Here is a 14,942-nt window from a genome sequence, read left to right on the forward strand (position 1 = left end):
TAAAGCATGACTACCGATTCCGGCGCCGATACCGGCGCGCGCGCCCTCCACGTCCTCCAGACCGTCTTCGGCTATCCGGCATTCCGCGGACAGCAGGGCGAAATCGTCGAGCACGTGGCCAATGGCGGCGACGCGCTCGTCCTGATGCCCACCGGCGGTGGCAAGTCGCTGTGCTACCAGATCCCGGCGCTCCTGCGCGACGGGGTGGGCGTGGTGATCTCGCCGCTGATCGCCCTGATGCAGGACCAGGTCGATGCGCTGGAAGAAGTCGGCGTGCGCGCCGCATTCCTGAATTCCACCCAGACCTTCGAGGAAAGCCTGCGCATCGAGCGCCTGGTGCGCAGCGGCGAGATCGACCTGGTCTACGTGGCGCCCGAGCGCCTGATGACCCAGCGCTGCCTGGAGCTGTTCGACGCCGCGCCGATCGCGCTGTTCGCGATCGACGAGGCGCACTGCGTCTCGCAATGGGGCCACGACTTCCGCCCCGAATACATCCGCCTGTCGGTGCTGCACGAGCGCTATCCGAACGTGCCGCGCATCGCGCTGACCGCCACCGCCGACCAGCAGACCCGGGCCGAGATCGCGCACCGCCTGCAGCTGGTTGACGCGCGCCAGTTCGTCTCGTCCTTCGACCGCCCGAACATCCGCTACTCCATCGTCGAGAAGACCAACGCCCGCAAGCAGCTGATCGATTTCATCGGCAGCGAGCATGCCCAGGATTCCGGCATCGTCTACTGCCTGTCGCGTAAAAAGGTCGAGGAGACCGCCGACTTCCTGTGCGAGCACGGCATTCGCGCCCTGCCCTACCATGCGGGCATGGAACACAGCGTGCGCGCGGCCAACCAGTCGCGCTTCCTGCGTGAAGACAATATCGTGATGGTCGCCACCATCGCCTTCGGCATGGGCATCGACAAGCCGGACGTGCGCTACGTCTGCCACCTGGACCTGCCGAAGAGCATCGAAGGCTACTACCAGGAGACCGGCCGCGCCGGCCGCGATGGCGCCCCCGCCAGCGCCTGGATGGCCTATGGATTGCAGGACGTGGTGCTGCAGCGCCGGATGATCGACGAATCCGAGGCCGACGAGACCTTCAAGCGCGTGCTGTCGATGAAGCTCGACGCCATGCTCGGCCTGTGCGAGACCTTGAGCTGCCGGCGCATGCGCCTGCTCGACTACTTCGGCGAGCGCTCCGGCCCCTGCGGCAACTGCGACACCTGCCTGATCCCGCCGGTCAGCTTCGACGGCACGGTGCCGATGCAAAAGCTGTTGTCGACGGTCTACCGGGTCGACCAGCGCTTCGCCGCCGGCCATGTGATCGACGTGCTGCGCGGCGCGCAAACGGAACGCATCAGCCAGTGGCACCACGACAAGCTCACCGTCTACGGCGTCGGCGCCGACCGCTCCGAGCAGGAATGGCGCGCCATCGTGCGCCAGGCCATCGCGCTCGGCTTCGTCACGGTGGACCACGATGCCTTCAGCTCCCTGAAGCTGACCGACGCGGCGCGTCCGGTGCTCAAGGGCGAGCAGAGGGTGCAGCTGCGCCAGTACCAGAAACCGGTCAAGGCCAAGCGGCCGTCGTCCTCACGCAGCAGCGGTTACGAGGAGCTGGAACTGTCGCGCTCCGAGCAGGCCATCTTCGACCGCCTGCGCTCCTGGCGCATGGGCACCGCGCGCGAGCACGGGGTGCCGGCCTATGTGGTGTTCCAGGATGCGACGCTGCGCGAGATCGCCAAGGTCAAGCCGGGCTCGCTCGACGCGCTGCGCGGCGTGTCGGGCGTGGGCGAGAAGAAGCTGGTGTCATATGGCGACGAGATCGTCGCCATCATCAACGAGATGATGTAGGTCCCGCGCCGGGACCTGTTATTTTTTGGTGAACACCAGGTCCCACACCCCGTGCCCCAGCTTCAGGCCACGGTTTTCGAACTTGGTCAGCGGACGGTAGGCCGGCTGCGGCGCATAGCCTTCGGCCGTGTTCTGCAGCAGCGGCTCCTTGCCCAGCACCTCCAGCATCTGCACCGCGTAGTCTTCCCAATCGGTGGCGCAATGCAGATAGCCGCCCGGCGCCAGCTTGTCGCACAGGAGTTTCACGAACGGACCCTGGATCAGGCGCCGCTTGTTGTGGCGCGCCTTGTGCCACGGGTCCGGGAAGAACACGTGCACGCCGGCCAGCGCGCCGTCGGGAATCATGTGGTTCAGCACCTCGACCACGTCGTGCTGGATCAGGCGCAGGTTCTCGATGCCCTGCTCCCCGATCTGCTTGAGCAGGCTGCCCACGCCGGGGGTATGGACTTCAACGCCAATGAAATTTTTTTCCGGCATCAGGCGGGCGATGTGCGCCGTGGTGTCGCCCATGCCGAAGCCGATTTCCAGGATGGTCGGCGCCTGGCGGCCAAAGGCCTGTTCCAGGTCCAGGCTCTCCCGCTTGTACTCGACCAGGTACCTGGGACCGAGTTCCTCCAACGCGCGCGCCTGGGCGGTCGACAGCCGGCCGGCCCGCGTGACGAAACTGCGGATGCGGTGTTCGGTCGGATCGTACAGCATGGGCCGCGCCGGGCCATTGGTGGGCTTTTCAGAAGACATGGAGAACCGTAAGAGACAGTGGTGAGGAAAAAACGGCTGTCATTATAGCCCAGGCGCCGGCACTGCCCGGGCCCGTGCGGGGCTGGAAGGGAGAATCGCGGATAATCATGCTGTTTATTTGTCCAGCCCGGAGCTCCTTCCATGCACGCCGTGAAACACCCGATCGCCACCGACGAGAACGTCGCTACCGCCCACCTGACGTCCTTCCATTACGGCAGCCCCGGGACCGGCAAGAAAATCTATATCCAGGCCGCCGTCCATGCCGACGAAGTGCCCGCCATGCTGGTGGCGCATGTGCTGCGCCAGGAACTGGAACGCCTGGACGCCGAGGGCCGCATCCATGGCGAGATCATCCTGGTGCCGGCGGCCAATCCGATCGGCCTGTCGCAGGTGATCCATGGCACGCCCTTCGGGCGCTACGACCTGGCGACCGGGATCAACTTCAACCGACTGTACCGGCATGTCGCCGATGCACTCAAGCAGTCGCTCGAAGGCAGGCTGGGCAGCGACATCGACGCCAACGTCGCCCTGATCCGCGCGGCGGCGCGGGAACAGGTCGCGCTGTGGGAGCCCGAGAGCAATGTCGAGACCCTCAAGAAGACCCTGCTGTCGATGGCCGTCGATGCCGACATCGTGCTCGACCTGCACTGCGATAACGAAGCCCTGCTGCACATGTATACCGGCACGCCGCTGGTGGAAACCGTGGCGCCGCTGACGGCCCTGCTGGGCGCCCGCGTGCTGCTGGTGGCCAAGGCGTCCGGGGGCGAGGCCTTCGATGAAGCCTGCAGCCGCCTGTGGTGGGACCTGGCCGACCATTTCGAAGGCACGGCGATCCCACCGGCCTGCGCCGCCGTCACGGTCGAACTGCGCGGCGAGAACGACGTGCGCTACGACTACGCGCGCCTGGACGCCGCCGCTTTGCTGCAATACCTGGGCCACGCCGGGGTGCTCGACATCCCTTTGCTGCCGCTGCCGGAAACCCCGTGCCGCGCGACGCCGCTGAATGCGGTCGAACCGCTGGCGGCGCCGCATGCCGGGGTACTGGTATTCCACAAGAAGCTGGGCGACATGGTCGAGGCGGGCGAGCCGGTGGCGGATATCGTCAATCCTGTCAGCGGCCAGGTGACAACACTGGTGGCCGGACATGCCGGGCTGCTGTTTGCGAGCACGGCGCATCGGCACCTGCTACGTGGAATGCATGTCTGCAAGATTGCGGGGACTGAATCGTTTCGCTCGGGCGACCTGCTGAGTGCCTGAAATATGACATTTATACAATTTGGTTAAAATTCCTGTCGAGATTATTTACACATTTAGTGATATTATTACAATAATTTCCCTAAGTCATTGATATAATTAAATATTTTCTTGCTGGCATGAGACTTGCTCATAGGTACGCAGTTATTCCTGACAACCTACTGAGACCACCCATGAAACTCTTGCCAAAACTCCTTGCTTCCGCCCTGTTCGCCACCTTTGCCAGCTCCGCCAGCGCAATCGTGGTCACGACGACCAACAATGGCGCCACCCTGGCCAACGCAATCGCCGGCAGCGGCATCGTGCTGTCGAACATCCAGTACAGCGGCGCCTCCGCCAATGCAGCCGGTACCTTCACCGGCGGCGGCGACATCGGCTTTGACAAGGGGGTCCTCCTGACGACTGGTAACGTCAACTGTGCGGTTGGCCCGAACAGCACGACCAACTGCAGTGGCCCGGGCAGCGAAACCTCGCTGAAATTCGACTTCACCAGCAACAATGGCAACGTGTTCTTCCGCTACGTGTTTGGTTCGGAAGAGTACAACGAGTACGTGGGCAGCAACTTCAACGACCTGTTCGAGATGCGCGTCAACGGCGTCAACATCGCCCAGCTCCCGAACAACGGTGGCGTGGTGTCGATCAACAACGTGAACAGCAACAAGAACTCGGGGTACTACCGCAATAACAATGCCGGCACCTACTCCAGCGGTTACGACGGCCTGACCACGGTCCTGGTTGCCCAGCTCGCCGGCCTGACGGGCACCAATACTTTTGAGTTCATCATCCGCGACACGGCCGACGAGACCTATGACTCGGGCGTGTTCATCGAAGCCGGTACCTTCTCCGACACCGCGCCGCCGCCGACCGACGTGCCGGAACCGGGCAGCCTGGCCCTGGTGGCACTGGGCCTTGCCGGCCTGGGCCGCATGCGCCGCAAGGCAAAGTAAACACCTCATCCGCGCCGGCACGGTCAATCCGGTTGGGCGCGGTTCCTCACGGACGGCCGGTCCAGGCGCCAACGCGCCTGCCGGTGCCAGCCCGGTCGCGCGATGTGTTGTGTCAAAACGTCGTGCTACGATGACGTGCCAGCTTTTAGTTGCTATTCATTTGTTTCTTGATAACCTATTAGTCCATTTGATTGCTGCAAAGAGGACCAAATGTCGGATCGCCCTGTGGTCAAGATTCCGTATCTGGATGGGTGGCGCGGCCTGGCGATCATCGCCGTCCTCGTGTGCCATTTCGGGCCACGTCCAGCGGTAGGCTGGATCGGCGAGTACGGCGTACAGATGTTCTTCGTCCTGTCGGGCTACCTGATGGGCCAGCTATTGTTCGTGAAGAAAGTCGGGCTCCCCGAGTTCTTTTTCCGGCGCGCCTCGCGCATTCTTCCGGCCCTGCTTCTGTTCATCGCGTGCATGTATCTGTATGCGCGATATCTTCAGCCTCAGCGGTATGAGGTTCCGATGGATGAACTGCTCGCGACGGTCTTCTTCCTTCGTACCTATCTGCCCAGCGACCTCAGTATCTGGGCCGGCAATTGGCCGATTGGTAATCTGTGGTCCTTGAATGTCGAAGAGCATAGCTACGTTGTCCTGGCATTGCTGGCGCTTATTGCTAGAAAGACCGGCCGCGATCGTACGGCGAGCATGCTGCTGATCGCCTGCGTCCTTGCCAGTATCGCGTTCAGTTTTTATTATTACAGTGATCCGCCGTCGGGCGCTTCGCGCTGGGCCCTTCGCAGCGAGTGCGCCGCGCTTGGCCTCCTGACTTCGGCACTGCTGTGCCAGATGCGTCAGTTTTATGAACCACGCGTCCCGCGGCATGTGTGGGCAGGCGCAGTCATCACGCTGATCATCTTGAGCGCGTTCCTGACTTCCGCCTATCGCATCAAGGGCGGCAACATCGTCTTCGCGCCCATTTTCCTGGCCATCGCACTGAACTACCTGCATTGCCTGCCCGAGCTGCTCAAAACCCTCCTGTCGAATCCAGCGCTGGTCTGGTTCGGCAAGTGCTCCTTCTCGCTCTATCTATGGCAACAGCCTTTTTATACGGCGGTGCAGAAAGCGGGACTGCCAACCATGCTTGGTCTGGCGGGGGCGATCGCGCTGGCCTGCCTGTCCTTCTACATGGTGGAGAATCCGCTTCGTATCCGGCTCAATGCATACTGGACAAACCGTCAGCGGCGGCGTGCAAGCGCCGAAGTGTCGCCGGCGATCGAGCCTACCTGAGGCAGCTACTTGAGCGTTTTCCGGTACAGGCGCCGGAGTCGAACCGCGTTGCACGATTGGCCCCTCGGCCAGCATTTCCGGATCGACTCGAGCAGATTGCCCTGCCGACCAGGTAAGCTTGTCAGCATGCGTTGCAACTGGTCCATGTGGTATTCAGGAGCGATTTCAATTCAATACGCCTCCAGCGTGCTACTGTGCTTGAATGCGCATCCGAACCGACAGCTTGACCGCCCTCCATATCGACTTGGCCATCAACCTTGCTGAGTCACATGGCATTGCTGCCAGTGCCACAAAACTGTTCCGCCTGGGAGTGCCGATTCATGCAGCCCGCCGGATACTCCTTCGGCTGGGCCAGCGGCGACGCGACTACGGAGATCAAAGGAACTTCGGTAATCTCCAATTGCCAGAGCACGCTAAAAGTAAAGCTTAAGCGGCAAACGCAGCTTCTGTCTTGGCGTGATTACCCTCGGGGAGCATGTTGGGCCAGTCGTGATTGGAGGTCCGCAGCCAGTTGGAAAAGCAGTGCGCTTGTCCGATGGAGCGGGTGAAGGGAATCGAACCCTCGTCGTAAGCTTGGGAAGCTTCTGCTCTACCATTGAGCTACACCCGCGTTGCCTGCATTCTACGCGCGTTTGACGCGCTTTGACAAATTTCCAAGACTGCGCGGCATCCGGTGCAAGCGCATCCGAACCGCCCCGTAGCATGCCTGCACCTACTCCGGCTGCGCTACCGTATAGCCTTTGGCCGCCAGTGCTGCCATCAGCCCCTTCGGATCAAGCAGGTCCTTCATCGGCAGCACCGCGAAGGTCGACGCATTGCGGGCCAGCGCGGCTTCGGCATTGGCCAGCCACATGGCCCGGTGCTTTTCTTCCGCGCCCTGGAAGGCGGGATGCTCGCGCAGGACGGCGCTGTTGCGGATGGCATTGCTGCAGCTTTCCTGCTCGCTGAAATCGAGCCGGCGGATCACCTCGATGTCGCCCGTGGCCCAGGCATGGGCGCGCACGCGCATCGCCTCGATGTCGGTCTCGAGCTGCTTTAGGGTGTACGAAAAACAGGCCACGTCCTCCAGCGGGGACTTCTTGAATTCCTGGACCAGCTGGCGCGGATTGTCCACCTTCAGCTGGTAGAGCGTGGGCGTTACCTTGAGTTTTTTCTGCGCGACCATCTTCTCGACCTGCTTGCGCACGTCGTTACCGGTCATCAGGCCGGCCTGCTTCATCGCCGCGCCGAACAGTTCATAGGCCACGAACAGCGGACGGTCCTTCTCCTTGTTCTTCGGCAGGTATTTTTCCTTGAGCGGCAGCCAGCGCGCATAGACCTCGGGCGGAAGCACATCGCGCAGGGTGGCGTCGTTCGGATTGCGGTTGACGCCGATCAGGCTGGGCAGCGCCAGCGCCGTCTGGAAGTAGGACATTTCCAGCTTGCTGGAGGGCGGCGGCAGGTATTCCTGCGAACGCCCGATGACCGCCTCGACTTCGTGCGAGCGCCACGCCATCCTGGTCGGTAGCGGCGAGTAGGTGCCGAAGATCCACAGCACGTGCTCCCCCTTCGACACCTTCCACATGCCGGGTCCGGGCTTCTGGGCCACGACCAGGATCTGTTCCGGGACAGCCTCGGCGGTCTCGGCGGAAGCGCTCACCGGCGGCGGCGTGTCGCCAGCGTTGGTCGACTGCGCCCAGGACGGCGCAGCCAGCAGGGAAAGGCACAGCACAGCAAGGGCGCGGCGGTTCAGCATGAGGACTTTCATAAGTTAAAGTTCCTCAAGGCTAGTCGTGGAAGATGAGCCAATGCTTAAAACGCATCAGCGGCCGGGAAGTTCATGCGGGAAGCATGAAACTCCCCGCGCCGGCTGGGCTCAGGTGGCGATATAGCCGTCGATCACCTCGCGGAAGCCCTTCTTGTAGGCGACCTGCAGGATATCGACGTCGTAGCGCCAGTTGGCTTCGACGATCAGCGGACCATCCGTGGTGATGGCTACGTCCCAGCCCACCGTATGCAGGCCGCCGATCGTGCCGTGTGCCTTGCGTACCAGGGCGATCACTTCGTCCCAGTGCGGCATCCGCACATCGAGAATGCGCGCCTTCGACGCCGGATGATGCGGCACGTCGACCATGCGCGGCCAGCGGCGTGAGCGCGAGCCGATCGCCGTGATCAGGCGGCCGCTTTCCACGTCGATGGCCGACACCAGGTTGCCGCTCTCCCCGTGCGAGAAATTGTCGACCTCGGAGTCGCCGACCACGATGCGCAGGCAGGCCGCCGCGACATCGATCGCATCGCCCTTGCGGAAGGTGACGACCCGGATGGTGGACAGGCCGCGGGCATGGGTGATGTCGCGGATCGCCTGGTGGTTCATCAGGCAGGGCTGGACGATCAGGGCGCTGGTGCGCTGCAGGATCTCGGCGCAGTAGCTGAAGAAATCCTCGTAGGTGCCATGGCGGCCGCTCCAGTGCAGGCCGTCCGCATCCACGCACAACGAGAAATTGCCCTTGCCGTGGGAGCCATCGCTTGGCTTCAGGAAGTAACGCCCCGGCACGAACAGTCTGGCCATCGCCGCAGGCGAGTACACATGGGGGATGGCGGTGCCGGCGCGTTCGCCCGGCGTCACCAGGGCCAGGATGGGCGCGGTCGCCACGCCGTGCGCGCGACAGTGGTCATGGAACAGCACCTTGTCGTCGGCCAGCTTGCGCGCTTCCAGCGTGGTGATCCTGGCGTAGCGGGTCTTGAGCGGCTCGTTGACGAGGTATTTGTCCCAGGTCGCGCGCGGGACATCGGCCAGGCTGTAGAGCGAAAAATTCTTGGCGCCGATGCCCCATTTGGTCCTCGCGTGCAGCGGTCCCCACAGCAGGTGCAGGTCGGCGGGTTTCTTGATCGACGATACCGCGTACAGCTGGGCACGCGTATATTCCGAAAGGACATTGATCACACGAGAAAGTTTCACGCTAAGGATCCTCCAGCTCGATTCAAGGAAAACAGCAAGGCCAGCTGATGCCGGCATTGGTGATGCCTGATTCGCATCATAACCCAGCAAGACCGTGCTTGATGTTTTCTAGCTCATACCGAATCCGGGCTGGATCCGCACCTACGCCACTTCCTGCGCGTCCAGCCGCGCTTTCATGCTGCGTGCAGGGCGAGACGCGCCGGGGCGGGGGCGGCCAGGCGCGCGGCCGGCTGCGCGTCACCATGGTCGATCCTGAATGCGCCCACCAGCGCCACCAGCGTGGCGGCCTGTTGCTGCAGGCTTTCCGCCGCGGCAGCCGCTTCCTCGACCAGGGCCGCGTTCTGCTGGGTCACGCCGTCCATCTGCACGATGGCCTGGTTGACCTGGCCGATGCCGGTGCTCTGCTCCGCGCTGGCGGCGCTGATCTCGGCGACGATGTCGCTGACGCGGCGCACGCTGGACACCACTTCCCCCATCGTCTTGCCGGCCTCCTCGACCAGCGTGGCGCCCATGCTGACCTTGTCCACCGAGTCGCCGATCAGGCCTTTGATTTCCTTCGCCGCGGCGGCGCTGCGCTGCGCCAGGTTGCGCACCTCGGTCGCGACGACTGCGAAACCGCGGCCCTGCTCGCCAGCGCGCGCCGCTTCGACGGCGGCGTTGAGCGCGAGGATGTTGGTCTGGAAGGCGATGCCGTCGATCACACCGATGATGTCGACCACTTTCTTCGAGGAGTCGCTAATCGAGGCCATGGTGTCGACCACCTTGGCCACGACTTCGCCGCCGCGGGTGGCGATGCTGGTGGCCGATTCCGCCAGCTGGTTGGCCTGGCGCGCGTTGTCGGCGTTCTGCTTCACGGTACCGTTCAGCTCTTCCATCGACGCCGCGGTTTCTTCCAGGGCGCTGGCCTGCTGCTCGGTGCGCACCGACAGGTCGGCGTTGCCCTGGCGGATTTCGCTGGAGGCCATGGCCACGGCGTCGGAGCTGCTGCGCACGCGTACCAGCACGTCCTGGATCTTGGCCACGAAACCGTTGAAGCCGCCAGCAATTTCCGCCAGTTCATCGTTGCCGCGCACGGCCAGCCGCGCCCCCAGGTCGGCGTTGCCGTTCGACAGGTCGGTCATCGCATGGGCCAGCACGCGCAGCGGACGGGTCAGGCGCCGCAGCACGCTGACCATCACGAAGCCGGCGACGATGGCGCACACCACCGACACCATCAGCGCATAGCCGACCAGCGCGCGCGCCGAGGCGGTGGCGACGGTTTCCGGGAAGGCCAGCGCGATCGACCACGGCGCCATGTCCGGATGCAGCTGCAGCGGCTGCAGCAGGTGGATCATGCCACGCTGGTCGCTATATTCGTAGGGCTTGCCCTGGCGAACTGCCTCGAGCGCGGCGGCCGGCAGGTCGTCTGCCTTCTTGCCATTGCGTGCAGGATCGACGTGGCTGGCGTACAGGCCGCCGTTCGACACCAGCGCCAGCGTGCCGCCCTCGATTCGCTCCATTCCGGCGAGGATCTTGCCCAGGCCGACCAGCATGAAGTCGGCCGAGGTGACGCCCACGGGTTTGCCGTCGACGACGATCGGCACCGCCAGCGAGGCGATCAGCTCCTCCTTGCCGTTGATCGGATAGGCGTACGGCTCGGTGAAGTGCTGCTTGCCGGTGGCCTTTGGCACGTCGTACCAGTCGTTGCCGCCCGGGGTCGTGACAAAGGCGATCGGTTCGACGCGCACGTCGCCATTGGCGCCGCGAATCCAGTAGGGCATGAAGCGGCCGGTGGCGTCGTACTCCGGCGACTTGCCAGCATATTCGGCATCCTTGCCATCCAGCGCATCGGGCTCGAAAGTCACGGTCATGCCGACGAAGTCGCGGCTGGCAAGTAGCGACGCCTTGACCAGGCCATTGACCTGTTCGCGCACCAGCGGCTGTTCGGAACCGCGGGCGGCGCCCATCACGGTGGCCATGGCCTGCACCTGCGCCATGCCTGCGCCCAGGCGGCCGCGCAGTGCGGCCGACGCTTCACGGGCGGCGGTGCGCGCCTGCGCCATCGCCGCTTCCTGCGACGAGGTGCTGCTCTCGATGCCGATGAAGGTCGAAGTAATGGCCAGGCTCAGTACGACCAGCGCGGTGGCGGTGGCGCACACCTTGGCGGTCAGGGAAAACGAAAAAGCGCGCGTGCGGCGCGGTAGCGATTGGTCGATCATCATGTCTCCGTCTTGCGTCAGAAAGTGCGCGCCAGGCTCACGGCGAATGTGCCCTTGGCGGGATTCGACACGGCGATCTCGCCGCTCGCGCGCGGCACGCCGGTGGTATAGCGGTCGTAGGCATCGGTCGCACCCCAGGCGCGGGTGTACGCGGCGGCGATGCTCCAGCCGCCGTCGAAGGTTCGGGTAACGCCCGCTTTCGCGTCGCGCCAGTCCCAGATGGCATTGCCGGCGCCCGCGACGCGGCCGTCGCCCAGATGCAGGTTGAGCGTGAAGCCGCTGCCCAGGTCGTAGTTGAAGCCCAGGTCGAGGTAGCCGGTACCGCGCGCATCCGTGATACCGAAGAAGTCGCGCGACACCGTGCGGTAATACTTCGCATAGAATGGCCCGAAGCCCAGGCCCGGTACCAGCTCGGTGTAGTCGTATCTGGTACCGGTAGCGCCGATCCGGGCGCCCGGGTAGCGGTAATGCATGGCCATCAGGCTGACATCGACCGGACCCAGGGCTCCGGCATAGCCGCCATACAGGTCCCATTCGACGCGGCCGCCCTCGATGAAGCGCTCGCTCACGGTGGATGTCCAGGTGCCGGCGGACCAGCCGCTCGGATGGACGACATCGACGCCTGCCTGCAGCGCGGGGCGGCCCCAGCTCTGGCGCATGCCGCGCGAGACATACTGCGAAGCGAGCGTGACCGTGGCGGTGACGGTGGTAGCCGGGGCGGTTTCCTGGCCGCCTGCCTGGACGGCAGGCAGGGCCAGCAACAACAGGGGAACCGGCAGCAGCCGGCGAAGTAGCGCAATCATGGTATCTCGTAGGTTCGTGGGAAGGCAGGACGCCTTGCCGTGATCGTGGCGATCAACTCAGCAATTAATGCCGCACGGAAATAATACGAGACAAATGTGAATATTCACGCGATTGTGACTTGTTCGACAACGAGATTTTGCTCGTCGTGCATCCTCGGTGCAACAATCCCAGCCAATTAGCAAACTCCAGCGGTGTCAATCCGCTTCGGACTGCGCGAGCAGTCCGTGCGCCAGCTTCATGCCCTCCACCATGACTGAAAATGCCTCGTGCTTGGCGGCTTCGTCCGGCACGCGCAGCACGTACGAAGGATGGTAGATCGTGATCACCCAGCAGCCGTCCACGCGCACCGGCTTGCCGAGAAAGTCCTTGAGCGTGACCGTGCCCTTGCGCATGATGGATTTCAGTGCAGTGGCGCCCATCGCGACGATGACCTTGGGCCTGACCTCGGCCAGTTCCTTTTCCAGCCAGTAGTGGCAGGCCTCGATCTCGCGCTGCACCGGCGTCTTGTGCAGGCGGCGCTTGCCGCGCGGTTCCCATTTGAAGTGCTTGACCGCGTTGGTGAGATAAATGGTCTTGCGGTCGACGCCGGCCTGGGCGAACACGCGGTCGAGGAGTTGACCTGCCGGGCCGACGAAGGGCTTGCCAGCCAGGTCTTCCTGGTCGCCCGGCTGCTCGCCCACGATCATGATCGGCGAATGTGCCTCCCCTTCGCCGCCGACCGCCTGGGTGGCGTACTGCCACAGTTCGCAGCGCCGGCATTCGTCGAGCCTGGAGGGCTGCTCGCGCTCCGGCTGCGCCGCTTCGGCGCTGATCGGGATGGTGGCGCCGCCGCGCCGGCCGACCGTGGCTACCTGTCCGATCTTGCGCGCCCCGAGCTCGGCCTGGCTCACCAGCGACGGCACGATCGCGCCTTCCGGCAGGTTCTTCCAGAAGCGCGACGGGATGTGGCTCTGCATCAGCTGGGCATTCACGCGCGCGGGATTGAAGATGCTGCGGTAATAGGTGAGCCACAGCGCTTCGCCCTGGTCCTCGAGCGCGGCCGGGCCGGCCATCAGGGGGCCGGCATGGTGCAGCGTGGCGCCGTCCCACAGCACGCTGGCTTCGGGGGTGGCGATCATCCAGCTGCGCTTGCCCATGCGGGCGATAAAATGCTCGGCCACCTGGGGCAGCACGTCATGGCGCGGCTCGAACCAGGCGACGAAGCGCGGGTCGCCCGCTTCAGGCGGACGTTCGCGGAATCGGATATACGCATGCATGTCGTGCTCCTCGCGGCGCACCGCCTTGACCATGCCATGCAGGCGCGCCCCGTCCGGATCGGCGGGCGACTGCACGTCGTGCTCGCCGTGCGTCCAGCGCCACAGCACGCGGTACAGGAAGGCCCAGCGGTCCGGGGCGCGGAAGCAGGCGGCGCTTTGCAGCATGTCCATCAGCGCGCGCGGGATGCGCGCGGCCGGTCCTGGCGGCGCAGTGGGTGACGATGGCGATGATGATGGCGCGGCGCCATGATCGTCCGCTCCCGCCGCGCCAGGCGCACCCGAGAACAGGTCGCCGCCATCCGCCCTGCCCCAGTCGGCCGCCTCGGGTGGCACGCCGGCTTTCAGCAGCGCGCGCGCCGCCATGCGCCATTCGGCGAAACCGTCAGGCGCCGGCGGCTGGCCGCCGGTGGCGGCGGGGACGTCGGCGGCGGGCTTCATGCCGCCTGCAGCTCCGGCCACAGGTTCATCTGCTCGGGCGCATCGGCCAGGTGGCGCCGCAGAAGGTGCGAACTGGCGGCTCCCTGCGCCGGCTTGTAGTCGGCGGTGACGATGAAGGGCGCCAGCTTCTTCATGCTGCAGCGCAGGCGCGACAGGTCTTCCCAGCGGATGCGGCGCAGGCGGCGCAGCTCGACGATGCGCTTGGCGTTGCGGATGCCGATGCCGGGCACGCGCGCGATCATGGTCTCGTCGGCGCGGTTCAGGTCGAGCGGGAAGTGCTCGCGGTTGCTGAGTGCCCAGCCCAGCTTGGGATCGACGTCGAGCGCCAGGTTGCCCGCTTGCGGCATCAGTTCGCCCGCCGTGAAGCCGTAGCCGCGCAGCAGGAAGTCGGCCTGGTACAGGCGGTGCTCGCGCAGCAGCGGCGGCGGCGCCAGCGGCACGCTTTTCGGGCTTTGCGGGATCGGGCTGAAGGCCGAGTAGTACACCCGTTTCAGCTTGTAGCTGCCGTACAGGGTCTCGGCCGTGTTCAGGATGGTGTGGTCGTCGCTGGCGTCGGCGCCGACGATCATCTGCGTGCTCTGGCCGGCCGGCGCGAAGCTGGGCGCCCTGGGTTCCTCGGCCTTTTCGTCGAGCTTGCGCCGGATCGATCCCATCGCCAGCTTGATGGTGTGGACGTTTTTTTCCGGTGCCAGGCGGGTCACGCTGTCGTGGGTCGGCAGCTCGATGTTGACCGACAGGCGGTCGGCCCAGCGTCCGGCCTCCGCGATCAGGAGCGGATCGGCGTCGGGAATGGTCTTCAGGTGGATGTAGCCGCGAAAGCCATGCACTTCGCGCAGCTGGCGCGCCACCGCCACCAGCTGCTCCATCGTGTAGTCGGACGACTGGATGATGCCCGAGCTCAGGAACAGGCCGTCGATGTAGTTGCGGACGTAGAAATCCTGGGTGAGCCTGACCACTTCGTCCACCGAGAAGCGGGCGCGCGGCACGTTCGAGCTGCGCCGGTTGATGCAGTACTGGCAGTCGTAGATGCAGAAATTGGTGAGCAGGATCTTGAGCAGCGAGACGCAACGCCCGTCGGGGGTATAGCTGTGGCAGATGCCCATGCCGGTAGTGGCCCCCAGGCCGTCCAGGCCCTCGGAACCACGCTTCGGCGCACCACTGCTGGCGCAGGACGCGTCGTACTTCGCGGCGTCGGCCAGGATTTCCAGCTTGTCGGTAAGTTCCATCGCGATCGTTGAACTGTATGGGC

Annotated in this window: 11 protein-coding genes and 1 tRNA gene; 4 read left to right on the plus strand and 8 right to left on the minus strand. The window is 64.6% G+C overall.

The window, feature by feature from the left end:
- Positions 1–6 precede the first annotated feature (6 nt).
- On the plus strand, positions 7–1,842 hold the full coding sequence (recQ, locus tag LCI23_RS16190; protein WP_224947482.1) for a DNA helicase RecQ: 1,836 nt from the start codon (positions 7–9) through the stop codon (positions 1,840–1,842).
- Between the two features lie 18 nt (positions 1,843–1,860).
- Here the strand turns inward: recQ and trmB are convergent, their stop codons facing one another.
- On the minus strand, positions 1,861–2,541 hold the full coding sequence (gene trmB / locus LCI23_RS16195; RefSeq protein WP_224947546.1) for a tRNA (guanosine(46)-N7)-methyltransferase TrmB: 681 nt from the start codon (positions 2,539–2,541) through the stop codon (positions 1,861–1,863).
- A 180-nt stretch (positions 2,542–2,721) separates the two neighbouring features.
- On the opposite strand from trmB, the gene LCI23_RS16200 reads away from it, so the two are divergent.
- The 3 genes from LCI23_RS16200 to LCI23_RS16210 all read left to right on the plus strand — a co-directional run bounded on the left by LCI23_RS16200 (position 2,722) and on the right by LCI23_RS16210 (position 6,059).
- Positions 2,722–3,837, plus strand: a complete 1,116-nt coding sequence (locus tag LCI23_RS16200; RefSeq protein ID WP_224947483.1) for a succinylglutamate desuccinylase/aspartoacylase family protein — start codon at positions 2,722–2,724, stop codon at positions 3,835–3,837.
- A 170-nt stretch (positions 3,838–4,007) separates the two neighbouring features.
- Positions 4,008–4,781 carry a choice-of-anchor L family PEP-CTERM protein gene (locus LCI23_RS16205; protein ID WP_224947484.1) on the plus strand — a complete coding sequence of 258 codons (774 nt, stop codon included), beginning with the start codon at positions 4,008–4,010 and terminating at the stop codon, positions 4,779–4,781.
- A gap of 210 nt (positions 4,782–4,991) precedes the next feature.
- The gene (locus LCI23_RS16210; protein ID WP_224947485.1) at positions 4,992–6,059 is read left to right on the plus strand and encodes an acyltransferase; all 1,068 of its coding nucleotides are present in this window, start codon (positions 4,992–4,994) and stop codon (positions 6,057–6,059) included.
- Positions 6,060–6,595: 536 nt separating this feature from the next.
- Here the strand turns inward: LCI23_RS16210 and LCI23_RS16215 are convergent.
- The 7 genes from LCI23_RS16215 to LCI23_RS16245 form a co-directional block, all read right to left on the minus strand.
- Positions 6,596–6,669, minus strand: a tRNA-Gly gene (locus LCI23_RS16215).
- 102 nt (positions 6,670–6,771) lie between these two features.
- Positions 6,772–7,806, minus strand: coding sequence for a TraB/GumN family protein (locus LCI23_RS16220; protein WP_224947486.1), 1,035 nt, complete (start codon positions 7,804–7,806; stop codon positions 6,772–6,774).
- A 108-nt stretch (positions 7,807–7,914) separates the two neighbouring features.
- A complete protein-coding gene (locus tag LCI23_RS16225) occupies positions 7,915–8,997 on the minus strand; it encodes a sugar-transfer associated ATP-grasp domain-containing protein (RefSeq protein ID WP_224947487.1) in 1,083 nt (360 codons plus the stop codon).
- Between the two features lie 173 nt (positions 8,998–9,170).
- Entirely contained in the window at positions 9,171–11,198 is a 2,028-nt protein-coding gene (locus tag LCI23_RS16230; protein ID WP_224947488.1) for a methyl-accepting chemotaxis protein, read from the minus strand.
- A gap of 14 nt (positions 11,199–11,212) precedes the next feature.
- Positions 11,213–11,998 (minus strand): TorF family putative porin, encoded by a 786-nt coding sequence (locus tag LCI23_RS16235; protein WP_224947489.1) that lies wholly within the window; start codon positions 11,996–11,998, stop codon positions 11,213–11,215.
- A 195-nt stretch (positions 11,999–12,193) separates the two neighbouring features.
- On the minus strand, positions 12,194–13,693 hold the full coding sequence (locus LCI23_RS16240; RefSeq protein WP_224947490.1) for a UdgX family uracil-DNA binding protein: 1,500 nt from the start codon (positions 13,691–13,693) through the stop codon (positions 12,194–12,196).
- Positions 13,690–14,919: a putative DNA modification/repair radical SAM protein gene (locus LCI23_RS16245; protein WP_224947491.1), complete on the minus strand. Its 1,230-nt coding sequence runs from the start codon at positions 14,917–14,919 to the stop codon at positions 13,690–13,692. Before LCI23_RS16245 ends, LCI23_RS16240 begins: the two co-directional genes overlap by 4 nt.
- Positions 14,920–14,942: the final 23 nt, after the last annotated feature.

The organism is Massilia sp. MS-15 (genome assembly GCF_020176695.1).
GTDB classification, from domain to species: Bacteria; Pseudomonadota; Gammaproteobacteria; order Burkholderiales; family Burkholderiaceae_D; genus Telluria; species Telluria hydrophila.

Coding starts and splice junctions, on each gene's coding strand:
- recQ (WP_224947482.1), top strand. CDS start 7: ATGACTACCGATTCCGGCGCCGATACCGGCGCGCGCGCCCTCCACGTC.
- trmB (WP_224947546.1), bottom strand. CDS start 2,541: ATGCTGTACGATCCGACCGAACACCGCATCCGCAGTTTCGTCACGCGG.
- LCI23_RS16200 (WP_224947483.1), top strand. CDS start 2,722: ATGCACGCCGTGAAACACCCGATCGCCACCGACGAGAACGTCGCTACC.
- LCI23_RS16205 (WP_224947484.1), top strand. CDS start 4,008: ATGAAACTCTTGCCAAAACTCCTTGCTTCCGCCCTGTTCGCCACCTTT.
- LCI23_RS16210 (WP_224947485.1), top strand. CDS start 4,992: ATGTCGGATCGCCCTGTGGTCAAGATTCCGTATCTGGATGGGTGGCGC.
- LCI23_RS16220 (WP_224947486.1), bottom strand. CDS start 7,806: ATGAAAGTCCTCATGCTGAACCGCCGCGCCCTTGCTGTGCTGTGCCTT.
- LCI23_RS16230 (WP_224947488.1), bottom strand. CDS start 11,198: ATGATGATCGACCAATCGCTACCGCGCCGCACGCGCGCTTTTTCGTTT.
- LCI23_RS16235 (WP_224947489.1), bottom strand. CDS start 11,998: ATGATTGCGCTACTTCGCCGGCTGCTGCCGGTTCCCCTGTTGTTGCTG.
- LCI23_RS16240 (WP_224947490.1), bottom strand. CDS start 13,693: ATGAAGCCCGCCGCCGACGTCCCCGCCGCCACCGGCGGCCAGCCGCCG.
- LCI23_RS16245 (WP_224947491.1), bottom strand. CDS start 14,919: ATGGAACTTACCGACAAGCTGGAAATCCTGGCCGACGCCGCGAAGTAC.